The organism is Pseudomonas sp. K8, assembly GCF_014889455.1.
GTDB lineage: Bacteria > Pseudomonadota > Gammaproteobacteria > Pseudomonadales > Pseudomonadaceae > Aquipseudomonas > Aquipseudomonas veronii.
Genome location: NZ_VJWO01000002.1, coordinates 95,753 through 113,820, shown reverse-complemented (window position 1 = coordinate 113,820; position 18,068 = coordinate 95,753). Strand labels below are relative to the sequence as shown.

General features: G+C 55.6%; 14 protein-coding genes and 1 pseudogene. 7 read left to right on the top strand and 8 right to left on the bottom strand.

The annotated features are described in order from the left end of the window. Positions 1 to 20: 20 nt before the first annotated feature. The 4 genes from secB to INT12_RS01890 all read right to left on the bottom strand — a co-directional run bounded on the left by secB (position 21) and on the right by INT12_RS01890 (position 5,656). Positions 21 to 473, bottom strand: coding sequence for a protein-export chaperone SecB (secB, locus tag INT12_RS01905; RefSeq protein ID WP_046487662.1), 453 nt, complete (start codon positions 471 to 473; stop codon positions 21 to 23). A gap of 109 nt (positions 474 to 582) precedes the next feature. Further along, the gene (locus INT12_RS01900; RefSeq protein ID WP_017847353.1) at positions 583 to 1,083 is read right to left on the bottom strand and encodes an acetone carboxylase subunit gamma; all 501 of its coding nucleotides are present in this window, start codon (positions 1,081 to 1,083) and stop codon (positions 583 to 585) included. A 75-nt stretch (positions 1,084 to 1,158) separates the two neighbouring features. Beyond that, the gene (locus INT12_RS01895) at positions 1,159 to 3,477 is read right to left on the bottom strand and encodes a hydantoinase B/oxoprolinase family protein (protein WP_046487660.1); all 2,319 of its coding nucleotides are present in this window, start codon (positions 3,475 to 3,477) and stop codon (positions 1,159 to 1,161) included. A 37-nt stretch (positions 3,478 to 3,514) separates the two neighbouring features. Further along, positions 3,515 to 5,656, bottom strand: a complete 2,142-nt coding sequence (locus tag INT12_RS01890) for a hydantoinase/oxoprolinase family protein (RefSeq protein WP_226925944.1) — start codon at positions 5,654 to 5,656, stop codon at positions 3,515 to 3,517. A 392-nt stretch (positions 5,657 to 6,048) separates the two neighbouring features. Here INT12_RS01890 and INT12_RS01885 point away from each other — a divergent pair, with 392 nt between their 5' ends. Next, entirely contained in the window at positions 6,049 to 8,016 is a 1,968-nt protein-coding gene (locus INT12_RS01885; RefSeq protein WP_052743382.1) for a sigma-54-dependent Fis family transcriptional regulator, read from the top strand. 719 nt (positions 8,017 to 8,735) lie between these two features. Here INT12_RS01885 and INT12_RS01880 read toward each other — a convergent pair. Genes INT12_RS01880 through INT12_RS01870 form a run of 3 tightly spaced genes read right to left on the bottom strand, consistent with a single transcriptional unit; the run spans position 8,736 to position 11,779 of the window. Further along, entirely contained in the window at positions 8,736 to 9,086 is a 351-nt protein-coding gene (locus INT12_RS01880) for a RidA family protein (RefSeq protein ID WP_104904427.1), read from the bottom strand. 25 nt (positions 9,087 to 9,111) lie between these two features. Beyond that, complete coding sequence (locus tag INT12_RS01875) at positions 9,112 to 10,356, bottom strand: NAD(P)/FAD-dependent oxidoreductase (protein WP_193040835.1); 1,245 nt, start codon at positions 10,354 to 10,356, stop codon at positions 9,112 to 9,114. Positions 10,357 to 10,360: 4 nt separating this feature from the next. Beyond that, complete coding sequence (locus INT12_RS01870) at positions 10,361 to 11,779, bottom strand: PLP-dependent aminotransferase family protein (protein ID WP_017847360.1); 1,419 nt, start codon at positions 11,777 to 11,779, stop codon at positions 10,361 to 10,363. 239 nt (positions 11,780 to 12,018) lie between these two features. Here INT12_RS01870 and INT12_RS01865 point away from each other — a divergent pair, with 239 nt between their 5' ends. From INT12_RS01865 to INT12_RS01845, 5 genes and pseudogenes are all read left to right on the top strand, one after another. Beyond that, positions 12,019 to 12,984 (top strand): substrate-binding periplasmic protein, encoded by a 966-nt coding sequence (locus INT12_RS01865; RefSeq protein WP_017847361.1) that lies wholly within the window; start codon positions 12,019 to 12,021, stop codon positions 12,982 to 12,984. Between the two features lie 45 nt (positions 12,985 to 13,029). Then, complete coding sequence (locus tag INT12_RS01860) at positions 13,030 to 13,806, top strand: amino acid ABC transporter ATP-binding protein (protein WP_017847362.1); 777 nt, start codon at positions 13,030 to 13,032, stop codon at positions 13,804 to 13,806. 2 nt (positions 13,807 to 13,808) lie between these two features. Next, a complete protein-coding gene (locus tag INT12_RS01855) occupies positions 13,809 to 14,489 on the top strand; it encodes an amino acid ABC transporter permease (RefSeq protein ID WP_104904431.1) in 681 nt (226 codons plus the stop codon). Position 14,490: 1 nt separating this feature from the next. Then, positions 14,491 to 15,138 (top strand): amino acid ABC transporter permease, encoded by a 648-nt coding sequence (locus INT12_RS01850; RefSeq protein WP_017847364.1) that lies wholly within the window; start codon positions 14,491 to 14,493, stop codon positions 15,136 to 15,138. A gap of 149 nt (positions 15,139 to 15,287) precedes the next feature. Then, positions 15,288 to 15,884, top strand: a pseudogene (locus tag INT12_RS01845) (IS66 family transposase); the annotation flags it as partial. Between the two features lie 97 nt (positions 15,885 to 15,981). On the opposite strand, the gene INT12_RS01840 reads toward INT12_RS01845, so the two are convergent. Further along, the gene (locus INT12_RS01840; protein ID WP_226925943.1) at positions 15,982 to 16,914 is read right to left on the bottom strand and encodes a helix-turn-helix domain-containing protein; all 933 of its coding nucleotides are present in this window, start codon (positions 16,912 to 16,914) and stop codon (positions 15,982 to 15,984) included. 168 nt (positions 16,915 to 17,082) lie between these two features. Between INT12_RS01840 and INT12_RS01835 the strand changes: the two genes are divergently transcribed. Further along, on the top strand, positions 17,083 to 17,841 hold the full coding sequence (locus INT12_RS01835) for an SDR family NAD(P)-dependent oxidoreductase (protein WP_193040836.1): 759 nt from the start codon (positions 17,083 to 17,085) through the stop codon (positions 17,839 to 17,841). Positions 17,842 to 18,068 lie beyond the last annotated feature (227 nt).

The window sequence follows — 18,068 nt, the reverse complement described above, 5'->3', positions numbered from 1 at the left end:
CCGCGAACCTGGTTCCCGTTCTAAGCGCAGGCTCTATTTTTTTCCGTATAGAGCGCATCGAAGTTGACGGGGGCCAGCATCAGCGGCGGGAAACACCCCTTCAGCATGAGGGTGTCGAGGGTTTCACGAATATAAGGAAACATGACCAGAGGGCAGGCGGAGTTGAGGGCTTCATCCAGTTTCTGCTCGGGGAAACCTTTGATCACAAACAGTGCGGCCTGGTCGACCTCGACCAAGAAGGCGAGAATACCGTCGTTTTTTGCGGTGACCGATATGGACAGCACCACTTCATAGATGCCATCACCGATCGATTCGTGGCTGACATTCAAATCCAGGCTGATCTCAGGTTTCCAGTTCTGCTTGAAAACCTTCGCCGCATTCGGCGCTTCGAAGGATGAACTTTTAATATAGATTTTTTGTAATGCGAAGAACGGTTGTTCGGCGCTGTGGGTATTTTTATTTTTATCCAACATGTCACACCTCATAATGCATTATAGTTTATTAAACAGGCTTGCAACGGGAGGAATCTTGGGAATACTCCGGCCGGAGTCCGGCCGGGGTATCACTTAGGGCGGACGCCGATTAAGCGTTCACGGGGGCGGGCAGATCCAGCCAATCAAACAAGGCTTTCAGATCCGGCTGGAAGTCGTGAATGACCGGATACCAGGGCGTGGGGGCCTCGATATCGTGCATCACTCCACAACTTGGGCAATAGTATTCACGATAGACCTGCCAATTGGTGTCTGGGGCCATCAGCGTGGGATAAACTTCCTGCATCTTCTCTTTGCTGTCACGCACGTAGATCAGCGCATTGAGCTTCCAGTTTTTTTGGTAATCGCCATACTCATGACCACAGGAGCATTTGGTGACAAGTTTTTTATCTTGCTGGGTTTCTGCCAGAAACAGGTGAGGACCAAAGGGCATGATGATCTTATCATTCCAGGATACCTGCTCCTGCAACACGGCAACGTAATTGGCATAGCGCTCTTTGTCCTTGGGCAAAGATAACATGCGGTGCAGAGTATCCCAGTCCAAATCCCCTTTGACCAAATCGGACACTTGTTTTTTGGTATAAGTTGACATAATCAGTCTCTCTTTTATTTTTTGAATTGTGAGATGCCATTGAAGAGGACGCTCAGGCATCCCCTTCGTAGACAATCACTGTTCGGTCATGATCACGGGGTGAACATCGGGTAATTCGCTCAGATCCATATGGTGTTTGGCGCCAAACATGGGTATATCGAGTTCTTCCTCTTTCAATTCCCAGCTGGCCGGCAGATCCCAAAACGTTTTGAATTCGGCGAGGAACTTCTCTGACAGATAAAAGCTGGAGGCGAACATCTGCTGGACCTGGACCGATGCCTTCTTATCCAGAATTTTCTGACGCTCCTGCTCCATCCATTGATGGGTCAGTTGGCCCCGGGCGATCCGCTCCTGGCGGATCGCCTGCCGGCGTGCCGCCGTTTTCTTTTCATCTACTACCCAGTCGCCGGCTTTGTTCTGGGAGATCACTACGCCGTAAACCTTTTGGGCAAATTCCGGCAGCACGAAGTTCTGGTTGAGGTCTTCGGCGACCGCCGCCGGATCGCGATCCAAGGGATCACCGAAGCCCGGACCGCCACGCAGGTAGTTGAGGTAGAGATCGCCATTTTCGAAGATCGTTTCGGTGGTGATGCACTGCTTATCGCGCTTAACCCGCGCACCGGCGTCGAGGTGTTTCTCGAATTCGCAGGTGCCGGGGTCACGATCTTTACCCAGGGGCAGCGACTTGCCCGCCTTGATGCGATCCAAAAGACCGGTGTTATGGGCTTCGAAGCGGTAACCGGTCGCGGCCGGATAACCGCCCATCAGCCCCCAGTCGCTGTTCATATAGCCGTTGCCCATAAAGAACATGGTCCAATCGGCGGAACCCCAGACCATGCGCAGGGTTTCGAATCCGAGACCGCCGCGGTATTTACCGTAACCGCCGGTATTGGTCTTGATGGTCCGTCCCATATAGAGCAGGGGTTCGGCCAGTTCCCAAATCTCGATATCGCCCATGTCCCCTTCGGGATTCCAGATTGCCGCGGCGTGATTCAGGCCATCCTTGACAGCGCAGGCGCCCGTGCCGCAGGCCGCGGTTTCGAAGCTGTTGACGGCATGGATCTCGCCTTCCTGGTTGATACCGCCACCCTGGAGCCAGTTGCAGGGGTTGGAGTTGCCCGCGTTGACTTCCTCCAGATAGCCGCGGCCGAAATAGGTCCGGCTCACGCCGCGCCACAGGGAACTCCAGGAAGAGACCAGGAAGTGCCAGGCATCGGCGTGGGCGGTACGGCGGTCATCCGGATTGGTCCAGGTGCCTTTGGGCATCCGGAATTCGGTGGCGTAACGGGCACCGTCATTGATCCGTTCGGTGGGCACCAGGGATTGGGTCATCATGACCCAGATGCCGCTGGTGAAGGCCACCGGGTTGGCATTGTAGGTGTGCCAGCCCCAGCGGCTGCAGCCCTCGAAATCGAGGCGCCAGGTGGCGTCGGGTTTTACCGTGATTTCGCAAGGGGCATGCATGATTGTATCGATCTTGGCGAAGGGCGGAACGACCACATCTTCGTGCATATAGGGCACGTCCACAAAGGCGACGGTGCGGATCTTGCCGGGAATGGTCATTGCCTTGATCCGGCTGATGAGCCCGCGCCGGCCATCCTCGATCACTTCCGTGGCAAATTTTGTATAGGCGGCGAGACCCTCTTCACGGACCGTCTCCTCGACCAGATCGCGGATCATATGGCAGCCGGCGATACGGGTCTTCTCGTCCAGGATCCAATACTTGGGGGTGCGCACATTGCGCTGGCTCTCGTGGAGCCAATCCCGCAGCGGTGTGTCATTGATGCCAGTCTTACGACAGGTGATCTGCACTCCGTCACCGAAGCGCTGGACCTGGCCGTTGGACATGGAGCCCGGGCCCACCGCGCCCACATCGATGACGTGGGTCACGCCGCCAACCCAGCCGATCAACTGACCTTCATGGAAAATCGGTACGATGGTGGCGATATCGCAAGGGTGAACGTTGCCGATCTGGCAATCGTTGTTGGTGAACATGTCACCTGGGTTAATTCCGGGGTTAGATTCCCAGTTATTCTGAATCATGTATTTGATGGCGGCGCCCATGGTCCCCACATGAATAATGATTCCCGTGGAGGTGGCGATACAGTCCCCCGCCACGTTATAGAGGGTAAAGCACAGCTCCCCCTCCTGCTCGACGATGGGCGATGCCGCAATCTTCTTGGCCACTTCACGGGAATTGACCAACCCCGCACGGAGCTTGGAAAAGATCCGTTCATAACCGATGGGGTCCGACTCTTTAAATTCCAGCCGTTCCAAGCCGTTGTAGTACCCGGTTTTTTCCGTGCGTTGCAGAATCAGATTGCGATAATCATTGAGCGTTAGTCCGCTATCCAGCAGTTTTCCCGCCTGGACATAGGTTTCTTGAATAGTCATGAGAGGTCCTCTACTTGTTATATTTATAATTGGGTAGTTAGCATTCGATCAGATGGAACAGACGGTTCACATCCAGGAAAGTCTGGAATCCCGGCGGTATAATGTAAGTAGTGGCATCGGATTCGATGACCGCAGGACCTTTTATTTCGTTACCGGGCTTGAGCTTTTCCATATGATAAATAGCGGCGTCGACCCACTCTTTTTCGTAATAGAAGGGCCGGGTACCCAAGCGTGATTCAGGAGGTGGAGTAGGGCCGGCTTCCGGCTCCTCCGGAATATTCGGTTTCTTGGTTTCCACGGAGCCACGCATGATGGCGCCGGTGATCCCGTAACCCAATTCCGGCGATCGCGCGGCGTCGGCGTAAACCCGCGCGTAGGTATCGTTGAACGACTGCACCAGGTCGTCCCAGTCCTCGGCACCGGACAGTGCCGCCACCGGCGAATCGATTTCCAGATCGTTCAACTGCCCCAGGTATTGCATGGAGTAACCGGGGGTCAGAGTGACCTCCTCGTCCTTGAAACCGTTGATCCGGAACTCTTCCAGAACCTTGATGCGCAGTTCGTTCCAGGCCGCCTGCAGGGTGGTAGTTGCCGCGGTGATATCCTCGGTGGTGGACTTCTCGTTGATACCGATATCGACACTTTTGTCGTAGCGATACTCGAAATCGGCGGTCGCACAGCCGAAGGCGGAGAAGCCGGCCGCCCAAGCGGGCACGATGGTCTCCTTGAAGCCCAGCCCCTTGGTATAGCCATAGGCATGCACGGGACCGCCGCCGCCGTAAGAGAAGCAGACGAAGTCGGAGGGGCTGTAGCCCTTGCCGGTGATCATGGCGCGCAGATGCTGGCGCAGGGAGAGATCCAGCAGCTCGATGACCCCGGCGGCAGCGTCCTCCACCGAGAGCCCCAGGGGGGCGGCGATCTGACGCTTAATCTCGCGCCGCGCCCGCTCGACATCCAGTTTCAGGATCCCGCCGAGGAAGTTCTCGGGATTCAGATAGCCGAGAATGATGTGGCAGTCGGTCACGGAGACGGTATCGAGCCCCCCTTCCGGCCAGCAGGTACCGACCTTATAGCCCGCACTGTCCGGCCCTAGCTTGATGGCATTGGCATGGGGGTCGATGCGCACGAAGCTCCCGGCGCCGGCACCGATGGAGTCCATCGCCACCAGCGGCAGAGAAAGCACCAGGCGCGCCATATCCCCGTCTTTATGGATGGCGAAATTGTTCTTGGTGATCAGCGCCATGTCGAAGCTGGTCCCGCCGATGTCGGAACAGGCGATATTCTCGTAGCCAAGTTTTTCACCCAGAAATTTGGCCCCGATCACGCCGCCGATCGGTCCCGATACTAAGGATCGTGCCAGCTCTTTGGCTTTCCAGCTGATGGTGCCGCCATGGCTGGCCATGACCCGCAGGTCGAACTGGCCGCCGACATCCTTCATGCTGTTGCTGATGGTCCCCAGGGTGGCGCGGGATGGTTCGGCCGCGTAAGCCTCCAGGATGGTGGTGTTGGTGCGATGGCTTTCCTTGCGCATCGGGTAGTAGTCCACGGAGGCGAACACCGGGATCTCGACCCCCATCTCCCGGGCGACTTCCTTGCAGACATCGCGGACGGCCTTTTCGTGATGCCCGTTCAGGTAGGAGCTCAGTAGACTAATGACGATCGTCTTGCAGCCCTGCTCGATCAGTTCCCGCGCGGCCTCCCGGGCCTCGTGGAGGCGCAGCGGAATCACCACATTGCCCTTGGAGTCGATCCGTTCGGTGACGCCGCGGGTGTCCTTGATGCTCACCAGGGGATCGTCATAGCGATGGGTATTGAGGTGAATGCGATCCTCGAAGGCGTAACCCAGATAGCTCTGGACGGCGCGCCCCATACGGTGAAAATCTTCAAATCCCTTGCTGACGATCAGCCCGGTACGCAGCCCCTTGCGTCCCACGACGCGGTTGAGCATGGCGGTTCCCGAGAAGACGCAGGTCACCATTTCGGGGAAAACATCCTCCACCGTTCTATCCCAATGGGCCAGGGCGTCCTTGCTGGACTCCAGCACCGCCTGGGATTCGTTGGCGTTACTCTGCGCTTTGCCGACGACAAACGTCCCGTCGGCCCGCACAAAAAAGGTATCAGTCATAGTGCCACCGGCATCAATACCGAGGACTTCTACTGGATTCGCTAATTGATTCAAAGTTATATCCTCTAATTATTCTTATTGCGGATTGCTGACGCTGTTTGCCCGTTCCCGATCAGGAGCGGCACATGAGGTCATCCAAACCCACCGGCCTGGACAACTGCTTGAATACATAGCAGCGGTTGTGCCAACAAAAAATAAGCCAACAAAAACAATAGAAAACATTCGTTTTTTTAAAAAAACCAACTTTAGTGGATGGTATTGCGTTCGAAAATCGGTCGCCTATCGACCGCTAATCGAACTCTTCCAGGTAGTAGCATTGGGATGAGAAAGAAAGAGTGCATCATCGGCGCAGATTTGGCCTGAACCAACAATTGTAAATAGGTCAAGGTGGGGTCAAGCTAAGAACAGCTTCTCTAATAATAAATAGAATTAAAGGGGTGACTATCATGAAGCAGAACCCGCCATTACGCAGATCGGTGGCTGTTGAGCAACCCGGGCGCATCGCCGATGCGCGGGAACGGTTACTGAGCATCGGCACCCTTCCCGACGAAACCGTCCGCTCGGTGATCAAAGCCTCGTGGCAACGTTGTGTCTCTAAAGAGGTGAACCCCCTGGTGGCCAAACAGGCCATCGACCTCAAGAGTGCGCAATTGGAGAAGATCCGGGCCGCTCACCAGGAGCTGATCTGTGCCTCGGAAACCATCATGCGTGATGCCCACGATCTCTTGGCCCAATCCGGCACCATCATGCACCTGGTGGCCCCTTCCGGCGTGATCCTGCGCAGCCACGGCGATCCGAAGACGCTGGAACTGGCCAATCAATTCCGGCTCGTGCCCGGCGCCAACTGGGCCGAGAGTGTTGCGGGGACCAATGCCATAGGTACGGCGCTGCGTATCGGCTCTCCGGTGCAGGTACACGCCTACGAACATTTCTGTGCAAACATCAGCAACTGGACCTGCTCCGCCGCCGTCATCAGGGATCCCTTCGAAAACAAGGTGCTCGGCGCAGTTAATATCTCCGGGCTCAAGAACACCCAGCACGATTACTGTCTGGCGCTGGCCGTCTCCGGTGCCCACCGTATCGAAGGGCAACTGGCTCACCTGCTGCTGTCCAAGCGCGAACTGCTGTTGGGCGAAACCCTGGGGCGCTTCACGTCCCCCGGCAATGACGGCCTGTTGCTGATGGATCTGGAGGGGCGACTGGTGCGCGGCAATGGGCACGCGGAGCGTGTGCTGGCGGCGCACGGCATCAAGCTGGACCTTACCCCCTATAGTCCCGTCCTCTCCCTGAACGGGGAGGGGCGTCTGGCGCCACGGGTGGAACTGATTCTGCCGCGGTTAGCGCGAGAATGGATCGAGCCGGTCCGCCACCGTGGAGAAACGATCGGTTACTTCGCGGTGATCCCCTTTCCCAGACCGCGCACTACGCGCGTGGAGAAGGACGACAAACGCACCCAGGAGACGACCCGTCATGCTGGCTTTTCTCGTCTGATCGGCCAGAGCCCGCTGTTTCTCAAAACCGTACAGCAGGCGCAACGCCTGGCCAAAGCGCCCATCCCCATTTTGCTGCAGGGCGAGACCGGCGTCGGTAAGGAGCTGTTTGCCAACGCGATGCACGAGGCCGGCCCCCATTGCGAGGGCGCCTTCATCGCCCTCAATTGCGGCGGCCTGTCCCGTGACCTGCTAGCGGGAGAGCTGTTTGGCTATGTGGAGGGGGCCTTTACCGGCGCCCGGCGTGGCGGGATGACCGGCAAGATCGAGGCCGCCAATGGGGGAACCCTGTTTCTGGACGAGATCGGCGAGATGCCCCTGGACCTGCAACCCCTGTTCCTGCGGGTGCTACAGGAGTTGGAAATCTGCCGGGTCGGTGAAACCCGTCCACGCAAGGTGAACTTCCGCCTGATCGCCGCCACCAATCGCGACCTGACCGAGGAGGTCGCAGCAGGGCGCTTCCGGATGGACCTCTACTACCGCATCTCGTCCATGACCCTGACCCTGCCTGCCCTGCGAGAACGACGGGGGGACACGACCCTGCTGGCCGAGCATATCCTGGCACGGCTGGTCGAACAGCATGGCGGCGTACCCAAGCGGCTTAGCCTGGATTTACAGACCGCGCTCGAAGGCCACTCCTGGCCCGGCAATATTCGGGAGTTGAGCAACCTGGTGACGGCCGCCTATTTCCTCTGCGATGGCGGCGAACTGACCCCCGCCGATTTGCCGGTGACCCTTTGCGCTTCGGCCGCTAGAGTTGAGGAAGCCAGTGACCATCCCCTGGAGTCGGCCGAGAAAGCGGTGATCGCCGAAGTCATTCTCGAGCAGGGCGGCAACCTGACCCGCGCGGCCAAGGCATTGAATATCGCCAAGAGCACCCTCTATAGCAAACTGAAAAAATATGACCTGCCCCGCCCCGACTGACGCATTAGGGGAGGGCGGAGTGAATAAAAATAAATCACTCCGACCCGAATGGCACTCGGCTACCGGAAGTGAGGAGCCCCACCGCTATGCCGAAAGTAAAATCGGATAGGCTTGAAAGTGCATATTTTCGTCTACTCCGCAGATTCCCCTCGATGCGTTGGCTCGCGAAGACACTGCCTTTCCGCTCCGCGGATGTTTGCGGAGTAGCGGCATGGCCGGTGTTAAAAAATGATCGCTATGGGCCAATTTCTGCCTGTCGTTACCGGCAGCAATGAACAGCTCTCTGCCGATCATGGTTACTAAGCGTGCTGGTCAAGTCCGTTGCAATCGTTGGTCAGGTCGAATGCAAGCGCCTGGTCAAGAGCGATGCAAATGAGTGCTGGGGTAATCTGAATCGGTTTTTTATACTCTTGATTATTATGGTTAATGTTTGTTTTCAATTTTGATTGGAATACCTCCCTTTACCCTCCCCTCGGCCGGTTAAGTTCCATCTGGCAACATTTCTTGGCGTTCATGATAAGCAGTGACATATTTACCGCTTTCGGGATAGCAGGCAGAAACCGGCCGATTCTGTTGAAAAAGTCGGTCTCGGTTTTCACGACAGAAAAGTACACGTCTGAGATTGAAATCCCTGTTTTGAGCAGAGGGTGCTGGACTCGGATTTCACGTAGCCGCGTGAAAAAATGACGTTTTCGCACGATTACGGTTTTTGCCTTGTTTTAGGCTTTAGCGGCGCTGACAAGCAGTTCGACCAGCAATCGCGAGTTAGCCAGCTTTGCCTCGCCACATGCTCGTGCCGGTGCATGTCCGTCGGGCACCCAAGCGTCCCAAACTTCGTTCATCGCTTCAAAGTCAGCCATGTCAGCCAACCAAATGGTCACTTGCAGCAGGTGCTCACGCGAGGAACCTGCTTCTTTTAACAGTGCATCGACGCGAGACAATGCTGTACGAGTCTGGTCCGCTACTGATTCGTGCTCATCGCCTACCTGACCTGCCAAATACACGGTATCGCCATGCGTCACGATCTGGCTCATTCGCTTGTTGGTATGTTGGCGCGTGATGGTGCTCATCAAAATTCTCCTATGGAATGTATCGTTAAAATCTGCTGACCGAGAAATGCTCTAGCCAGTCGGGAGCCTTTCCTGCAATGCATTGAGCAACCAGCTCGCCAGTTGCACCTGCCAGAGTTAACCCAAGGTGCTGATGGCCAAATGCATAAATCACTCGGGGATCATTTGGCGAAGGCCCAATCACCGGCAGGGAATCTGGAAGGGATGGGCGGTAACCAATCCATTGGCGTGCCACCGGTGCTGTGATGCCCATAACCCGACGTGCGTGGCGCTCCAGGTAGTCAAATCTTTTGGGGTTCGCAGGGTCGTTGATTGAGCCTAGTTCTACAGTACCCGCGACTCTCAGGCGGCCCTCCATCGGTGTCATATAAAATGCGTTCTCGACAGGGCAGCAGGGTCTGCTGAGCAGTGGCTGATCCATATCAAATTCGATGTGATATCCACGCTCTGTATCCAGTGGGACACGGTCACCCAGTTGGGCGGCCAGCAAAGCAGACCACGCGCCACTGCATACAACTATTCGGTCTGTCTTATAGGTTTCACCGCTGGCGCTGGACAACGTCACGCCGTCTGCCCCCGACTTTATTCCCGTGATTGTGGCTTTGATGAGTGAGCCATCGGCGACCAGAGGAGCTGCGAGTGCCTCAATGAACGCTTTGGGATCGTTCATGTGGGATGAGTCTGGGAACATTAGGCCTGCGACAGACTTGCCTCCCAGTGCAGGCTCCATTTGATCGACTTCTGAAGCAGTGAGTACTTGCTGAGGAATTCCCAAGGCACGGCGCCATTCAATGGCTTGCTGGGCTCCTGCAAAACCAGCATCCGTGCCGTAGCTATAAAGGCATCCGTTGTGGCTCAGACGACGATTCGCTTCCGGGCATTTGTCCAGGAGTGGCGCATAACCGGTGTAAACGTGCTGGAGAATCTGATGCAAAGCTTTTGAGTTCGCCTCGAATCGAGAGTTTCTGCATTCGTTCAGAAACCTAAGCAACCATGGCATCAGCTTAGGTAGCCGCGCCCAGTTGATTACGAAAGGTGATTCGGATGAAAACAATAGTGACGGCAGTGATGTCAGTATCGAAGGTTGAGCGATAGGCATCACGCCATAAGGCGCCAACGTTCCCGCATTACCAAACGAAGCGCCCGAGGCGATGGAGTCGCGTTCGAGCAGTAAAACCTTGTAGCCCTGGCGTCGAAGCCACAAGGCGGTTGAAACACCAACGATTCCGGCCCCAATGACGGCCACATCACCTTTGATAGACAGTGTCATCTGTTCAGATCCGGTTGTGCATGTAGAGGTGACCCTGCCGGGCGAGCTGGCTGATCACCTTCAAAGCTTTAACGAGGTGCTCTCGGGAAAGGGCTGCCGAGATATTGATCCGCACCGCTTGAGGTGAAAGCTCGGACCTCAGGGTGAATGCTCCTCCTGCAAGCAAGATCACCCCTCGTTCCTGGCACAGGAGCGCAAAGCGTGAGCCAATCCACGGTTCAGGCAAAATGAGCCATGCATGGGTGCCTGTGGGGCTGTTCTGAAATTCCAGGCCATCCAGATGCTCTGCGAGCAATGACTGCCGTTCGCGTAGCTCTTCTTTTTGCTCGGTAACCAGTTGTTCCGCGTGACCTTCTTCGATCAATTTTGCTGCGATGAGCGATGTCAACGGAGATGTGCTCCAGCAATCGATTCGTTGCATCGTCGATATGTCCTGAACCAACTGCGGCGGTGCAAGAACAAACCCCATCCGCAGCCCTGGCGCGATGCATTTTGATAGAGCGGAAATATAGATTGTCCTATCAGGCAGCAGGCTCACAAATGGAGGTGGAGAGCTATCCAGCAAAGGGCGATATACGTCGTCCTCGATCACCAGAAGGTTGGTCTCTCGAATCACCGCTGCGAGTGCTTCCCTGCGCTCCAGGTCCAACGTAATGGCTGTTGGGTTTTGAATTGAAGGGACCAAAAAAACAAGGCGCGGATCATATTCGTCGCATGCGATTTTCAGGGCCTCTGGTGACATGCCCCTGGCATCAGCGTCGACGCCAATTAGAACCAGACCAAGTGACCGACACAGGGCGTTAATACCCTGATAGGTCACGCTATCGGCCAGCACCACATCGCCTGCATTCGTCAGGCTTCTAAGGGTGTTCGCGATCCCATGCTGGGCGCCTTCGACGATCAGCATTCGTGATGCTTCTGCGGGTACGCCGGTATGACATAACCACTGGGCAGCAGCCTCGCGGGCCCACAGGGGGCCTTCTGAAGGATGGTAATCCTTCATGTCGATGAAGCGCGGGTCTGCGTGGAGTCGAGGCAGTAGCGCTGCCAAAACTCGATTGAATCCTATTGTCGCGGGGCGGTTGACACTCAGATCGATGGTGTCCGGGTCATTGCTCGGCGCGGATTGGAATTGAGCTGCGGGATGGCGAGGAAGTGATACCTGGGTTCCGCGACCAGGCCGGCTCTGCACCAGTCCTTTCTGCTGAAGTACCGCCATGGCTCGGGTCACGGTGGTGATGTTCAATCCAAGCACGCTTGCGAAGTCCCTGTGCGGCGGTAAGCGGTCTCCCGGCTGCACCTTGCCGCTCTCGATAGCGTCCGCCAAAGCGTCTGCAAGCTGCTTATATAGCGTCTCACTGTTGCCGCGCTGCAAAGCGGCGCTGGCTTTCAGGTCATCTAGCAATTGGTTAGATGCATTCACGGTGTGTTTTCCCTGATTGTCATGCTTGTAATGCAACGAGCGAGACAATTACCTAAGTTTTAATGATTTTTATCCGATAAAACGACCGTTGACAAGCAAAAAAACTCTCTTTAAGGTGGATATTGTAATGCTTGTCATGGTTGCGAACACAAAGATCGGCTGCTACGTCCAGCCTGGATCGAGACCACCGTAACAATCGAACCCACTCTGCCGAGCTCATCATTTTTAGTAGGTGATCTATGTCTGACTCAAAATTTGTTACGCAGGGCTTCTCCAGGCGCGGTTTTCTTAAGGCCACCGGCTATGGCTCTATGGCCGCCGTCGCATTGGGCGCCTTGGGCCCCATGTCCAAAGTGTTCGCTGCCGGTGAGCCAATCAAGACCATTCGCCCTGGTTATCTGACCGCCGCGTGTCTCGGGGAAATGCCCCTGGGCGCTGTGCGTGATGGGGTTCCTATTGGTACTGACCTTGAATTGCTTAAGGTTATTGCTGACCGACTAGAGCTGAAGCTGGATGTTCAGACTATGGGCTTCCCTGCGGTTGTTGAGGCCGTTCGTTCTGGTCGTGCAGATTGGTTCGGCGGTAACTTTGCCTGGAACCCCATGCGGTCGAAAATTTTGCTGCTGACTGACTCGGTTTTCTACACGAGCGCCTACCTGCTGATGCGTGATGAGGAGCCTTTCACTACGTCAATGACCGTGGCTGATCTGAAGGGCCGTACCATCGGTAGCTATACCGGTTACTTCTCGATCCCGGACATGAAAAAAGTACCGGGTGTGAAAGAGGTCAAGTTGTATGACGGCACTGATGCTTGTCTTCGTGATGTCCGGGCCGGGCGCCTTGACTTTGCTGTGCTGGACGCCCCAACCATCGACTACATGATCCTTCAGGACCCAAGCCTGAAGCTCAAGCAAGTACCTATCGTTTTCGATGAAAAATACCCAGCCTTGACCGGCAAGTTCGAGGCGATCTGGGGCATTCATCCGCAAAACCAGGACCTGTTCGATGCCGTAAACCAAGGTCTTCGCTGGGTGAAGTCTACTAATCAGATCAAGCCTATTCTTGCCAAATACGGCATCAAGAATGACGACTACCTTGTGCCGATGGCTAAAGATGGTCGACTGGGTGTAGACCGAGATGAGAAAGGCAATGTTATAGGACCGTTCAAGCACGAACCTCGCGACTTTAGCCAAGCCTTTGCCTGAACAGCGCTGCTTTAACACCGGCCTCATCACTTACGGATAACGCTCATGGCTGTAATGAACCCACTGGTGCGCGTCGAGGGATTACACAAATCCTTCGGCAGTTTGAACGTACTCAAAGGCATCGACCTTACCGTGCAACAGGGCCAGAAGATTTCGCTCATTGGCCCCAGTGGGTCTGGCAAGACCACGCTACTTCGCTGCATCAATTATCTGGAGGAGCCCACTCAGGGCAGTATCTACCTGGATAACGAACTGATCGGCCAGCGGCTCGTGGGTAACCGCAAGGTGCCCATGGGAGACAAAGATCTGGCCCGGATGCGTGCTGAGATGGGCATGGTCTTCCAGCGCTTCAATTTGTTTCCTCACCTCACAGTCCTGGAGAACATCATCCTCGGACCCATGAAGGTACAGAAGCGCGAGAGGAGAGACGCAGTCGCTCATGCTGAAGAGCTTTTGAAGAAGGTCGGCATGCTGGCCAAGCGTGATGCCTACCCAGAGCAGCTTTCTGGTGGGCAGCAGCAACGGATCGCAATCGCACGCTCGTTGGCAATGCGACCCAAGCTGATGCTGTTTGATGAGGCGACTTCTGCGCTCGACCCAGAGTTGGTCGGTGAAGTGCTGAACGTGATGCGAAGTCTTGCGGATGAAGGGATGACGATGATTATCGTCACTCATGAAATGCGTTTTGCTGAAAGCGTTTCTGATCAGGTGGTGTTCATGGCCGATGGGAACATCATCGAGCAGGGGCCGCCTCGGCAGATTTTCCATGACTGCGAAATCGAGCGAACTCGCTCGTTCATTCGAGCGGTTCAGGAGCACTGATCATGGTTGATAGCAGTGCCTTCGGCAAAGCCCTCGAGATGTTGCCGTATTTTCTGAACGTGCTCGGCGTAGGCGCATTGACCACCGTCGGGCTGACCCTGGCTGCTTTCGTCGTCGCCGCAGTGCTAGGTTTTTGCCTGGCGTTGATGCGGCTTTCACGCCACCGCACGTTGGGATTTCTCGCAAGCTGCTACTTGGAGATATTTCGGAATATCCCGATCCTGACACAGCTGTTCATCCTGTATTTCGGCCTTACCTACATAGGCATCACATTACCTGCCGTCGGAGCCGCCATCATCGGGTTCGGGCTGAACGGAGCCGCGATTCTGTCCGAGGTTTTCAGGTCCAGCATCAAGACTATCGACAAGGGGCAGGCCGAAGCGGCGTATTCCATTGGAATGACTCGCAGCATGGCGATGCGCATCATCGTGCTGCCGCAGGCTTTCAAGATTTCCATTCCAGGTATGGCGAACTTTGCCATCGGTCTGCTCAAGGACACCTCATTGGCATCCGCTGCGGCGGTTCCAGAGATGACCTTCAAGGCAAAAATGCTGGTGAGTGAAACCTATCAAACCAACCTTATCTATTTTCTGCTGGCGATCATCTACCTCGCGCTGAGCCTGTTTATTGCCTATTGGGCCTCTCGCACCGAGCGCCGCTTGAAAGTCGTCAAGGAGAATTGAGATGGGATACGGCGAACTGTGGGATGCAACCCACGTAGAGCTCCTGGCTGCCGCACTCGCTACCTTGCAAATGGCAATCGGTGCGCTAGTAATCGGGTTGATTGTAGGGCTGGTCCTGGCCCTGGCCAGACGTTCATCAAGCGCTCCACTGAGGCGTGCTGCCTCAATCTATATCGAGGTCTTCAGAGGAACGCCCGCGCTGGTACAGCTTTTCATCATTTACTTCAGCCTCACGGCTGTGGGGATCGAGTTCAGCTCGTTCGTCGCAGCAATCATTGGCTTGGGATTGAACGCTGCTGCATACCTCGCAGAGATCTACCGTGCAGGTCTGGAAGCGGTGCCGAAGGGGCAGATGGAGGCAGCCAAGGCCATCGGGATGCCGCGGGTGCAGGTAATGAGGTGGGTCGTACTTCCTCAAGCGATCAGGATCGTTCTCGCACCCATTGGCAACGTCGCTATTTCGCTCTTGAAGGACACCTCTGTCGCATCGCTGATCGCGGCTCCAGATCTGATGCTGAGGGCACAAGATCTCAGCGCGGTGTACTTCATGCCGTTGGAGACCTACATCCTGGTGGGCGCGATGTATTTCGCCCTGTGCTTCCCGCTGTCTCTCGGCGTTCGATTGCTGGAACGTAAGGGCAAGCGCTGACAGCGATCCCTCCCTGTATATTCGCTTAGCCGCAGTTGGGCGAATTGAAATGCATGTCGATTCAATGGGTTCGGGTTATCAACGGACCTCATTTTGCGTGACTGGCATGAAACAAAGAGGATTTGAGACATGGCTCAATTTGTCCACACTATTGGTGGTCAAGTCTGGCGATTCGACAGCCTGCGAGAGTTGCTGTTGTCTACGACTTCAGCCCCAGCCGCGCGGGTGAGCATGCTCGTAACTTCCTGCACAACTGGAAAGGCAAACTGGTCTGCGACGACTTTGGCGGTTACAAGGCGAGTTTCGAACTCGGCGTGACCGAAATCGGCTGCATGGCCCATGTCCGGCGCAAGTTCTTCGAATTGCACGCAACTAATAAGAGCCAAATCGCCGAGCAGGCGCTGCGCTACATCCAGTTGTTGTACGAAATCGAAAGCGAAGTGCGCGACCTCGTGCCCGAAGGTTCGGCTATCAGCAGGGCACTGGATTACAGCCTGAAACGCTGGGCAGCGCTGTCGCGCTACCTTGATGACGGTGCCGTCCCCATTGACAATAACTGGGCCGAGAGCCAGATCCGACCATGGGCGCTTGGGCGCAAGAACTCGCTCTTCGCCGGGTCGCTACGCAGCGGAAAACGGGCTGCGGCGATCATGAGCTTGATCCAGTCTGCGCGGCTGAATGGTCATGATCCGTAAGCCTATCTGAAAGATGTTCTCACGCGCCTGCCGACGCAGCGAGCGAGTTAAATCGAGCAACTGCTTCCGCATAAGTGGCATCAGGCTTAATCGCGCAAGGCCAACAACGGATGCTTGGTGTAGGCCGTCCATACCAGCGCACCTGAACTTAACTCCGATGACGGTATTCACGCGGCGTTATGCCGGTATGACGTCTGAACAATTGAGCGAAATAACTTGGGCTGGCATAGCCAACCTCAAGGGCGACGTTCAGGATGCTGAGGTCGGATTCCAGAAGCAGCTCCCGCGCCGTTTCCATCCGCAGATGAATAAAGTACTGGGATGGGCTCCGTCCTGTTGCTTTCTTGAACAGGCGACTGAAGTGCGAAACGCTCATGCCTGCTTCGGATGCCAGTCTGTCCAGGCTGAATGCACTGCCCATCCCTGTTTGCAGGGTCGCAATGGCCTTATGGAGTTTGTAGGCCGGTAAGGCGTTCATACGTTTGGACGGTTCGCTGCCGTCGCCATAGCGTCGGGCCAAATGCACAGCAAGCGCTTGGCCTACGCCTTGTAGGTACAGAGAGCTGGCTTGCGGGTTTGAAGTCACTTCGTGATAGAGGGATCTCATCAGCCCCGTAACTTCGGGATCTCGTTCGCCGGACACCTCTCGTAGCCGCTGGACTCCGTCGGGACACGAAACAATATCCCGCGCGGCAAGATCCAGCAGATGCTGGCTGAGATAGACATGCATCACTTCAAAGCCCCCATCGCTTTCTGTTTGCCATCGCATTTCATAGGGGAGGGGCGACGTTGTCAGAAAAAAGTCGCCAGCAGCGACAGGGGTGGCCGTCCACTCTTCGTTCCCAATGCGCTCTTCTATGACGGCAGCACCTGAAACGATCAGAACAAGCAGAGGTTCTGCGACAGCAGGAATCATCAGACTCTGCTGGGTGGTTCGATGTCTGAATATCTGTACCTGCACCTGCGAGTTCAAACTTTGGCCAAAAGGCTGATGGGCCGTAGCGGGTAGGTAGTCCGGCATTTTATGGGCGGGAATCCGCTCATGATGATCTGAACGGGATGGTTGGCCAAGCGTTGCCATGGCATGTTTTCGCGGGTGATGGGTCGACAGAGTAGCGAGTCCAGGCGACTAAAAGCAAAATCCCGACAGCCCGGCAAAAGTGCGGCAGATCCGCGCGAAAGAATGGGAGAAGGTGTCGTCGTCTACAGCAGCAGTTGTTGCAGCTGGATGCCTTCTCTGGAGAGAAAGATGACGGTTGATACATGTGGTGAATTCGAAGGTCGGGTGGTTCTGGTGACCGGTGCAGCGAGTGGGATTGGCCGGGCTGTCGCCCTGATGCTGCATGAGCGCGGGGCTAAAGTGGTAGCTGAAGACAAAAGTCCGACAGTCGAGCAACTCGCCCGGCCGGGCCTAGTTCCACTGATTGCGGATATCACTGAAGATGGCGCTGCCGAAACAGCAGTGGCGACAGCGATAGCACACTTTGGCCGTCTGGATATATTGGTCAATAACGCCGGAATCATCATAAACAAATTGGTCGTGGACATGACTCGCGATGATTGGGAGCGTATCCAGGCCGTCAATGTCACGGCGGCATTTTTACATGCTCGGGAAGCCATAAAGGCGATGATCCCGAATCGAACGGGTGCCATTGTCAACATCGCGTCCTATGCGGCTTACCAGGCGTTCCCTACGATTGCGGCTTATACCGCTTCAAAAGGTGCGCTGGCCCAGCTGACTCGCACGTTGGCCCTGGAGGTCATTGACTACGGTATACGCGTCAATGCAGTCGGCTCCGGAGATGTTGTGACCAATATCCTCAACGATGTTGTTGAAGACGGCCCTGGGTTCCTTGCCCAGCATGGTGAAAAGACGCCGATCAAACGTGCCGCTCAGCCCGAGGAAATCGCTGAAGTCGTCGCGTTTCTAGCCTCAGAGCGGGCATCTTATATTTTGGGCGCCGTCGTCATGGCGGATGGAGGGATGAGCGTCCCCGCCGGAGCCTGATAGGGCCTATTTCTGTCACTTACACCGTGTTGACCGACTGGGCCTGCGATCCTGTTCATGTGATTGGTTGATCTGGTCGCATCAACGACAAAAGGGGCCTTGCCCAGACGGTTACTATCCGGCGTATTTACTGGGTTTCAGGCACAAAAAAAGACATCCGTGGATGCCGGGGTAATCTGAATCATATATATAAGTTATTGATTTATATTGAAAAAAAATATTCCAAA

What these genes read in the sequence shown, in the direction of transcription:
- secB (WP_046487662.1), bottom strand. Translation starts at nt 473, where the DNA reads ATGTTGGATAAAAATAAAAATACCCACAGCGCCGAACAACCGTTCTTC.
- INT12_RS01840 (WP_226925943.1), bottom strand. Translation starts at nt 16,914, where the DNA reads ATGGCAACGCTTGGCCAACCATCCCGTTCAGATCATCATGAGCGGATT.
- INT12_RS01885 (WP_052743382.1), top strand. Translation starts at nt 6,049, where the DNA reads ATGAAGCAGAACCCGCCATTACGCAGATCGGTGGCTGTTGAGCAACCC.
- INT12_RS01850 (WP_017847364.1), top strand. Translation starts at nt 14,491, where the DNA reads ATGGGATACGGCGAACTGTGGGATGCAACCCACGTAGAGCTCCTGGCT.
- INT12_RS01895 (WP_046487660.1), bottom strand. Translation starts at nt 3,477, where the DNA reads ATGACTATTCAAGAAACCTATGTCCAGGCGGGAAAACTGCTGGATAGC.
- INT12_RS01865 (WP_017847361.1), top strand. Translation starts at nt 12,019, where the DNA reads ATGTCTGACTCAAAATTTGTTACGCAGGGCTTCTCCAGGCGCGGTTTT.
- INT12_RS01860 (WP_017847362.1), top strand. Translation starts at nt 13,030, where the DNA reads ATGGCTGTAATGAACCCACTGGTGCGCGTCGAGGGATTACACAAATCC.
- INT12_RS01855 (WP_104904431.1), top strand. Translation starts at nt 13,809, where the DNA reads ATGGTTGATAGCAGTGCCTTCGGCAAAGCCCTCGAGATGTTGCCGTAT.
- INT12_RS01875 (WP_193040835.1), bottom strand. Translation starts at nt 10,356, where the DNA reads ATGACACTGTCTATCAAAGGTGATGTGGCCGTCATTGGGGCCGGAATC.
- INT12_RS01835 (WP_193040836.1), top strand. Translation starts at nt 17,083, where the DNA reads ATGACGGTTGATACATGTGGTGAATTCGAAGGTCGGGTGGTTCTGGTG.
- INT12_RS01880 (WP_104904427.1), bottom strand. Translation starts at nt 9,086, where the DNA reads ATGAGCACCATCACGCGCCAACATACCAACAAGCGAATGAGCCAGATC.
- INT12_RS01900 (WP_017847353.1), bottom strand. Translation starts at nt 1,083, where the DNA reads ATGTCAACTTATACCAAAAAACAAGTGTCCGATTTGGTCAAAGGGGAT.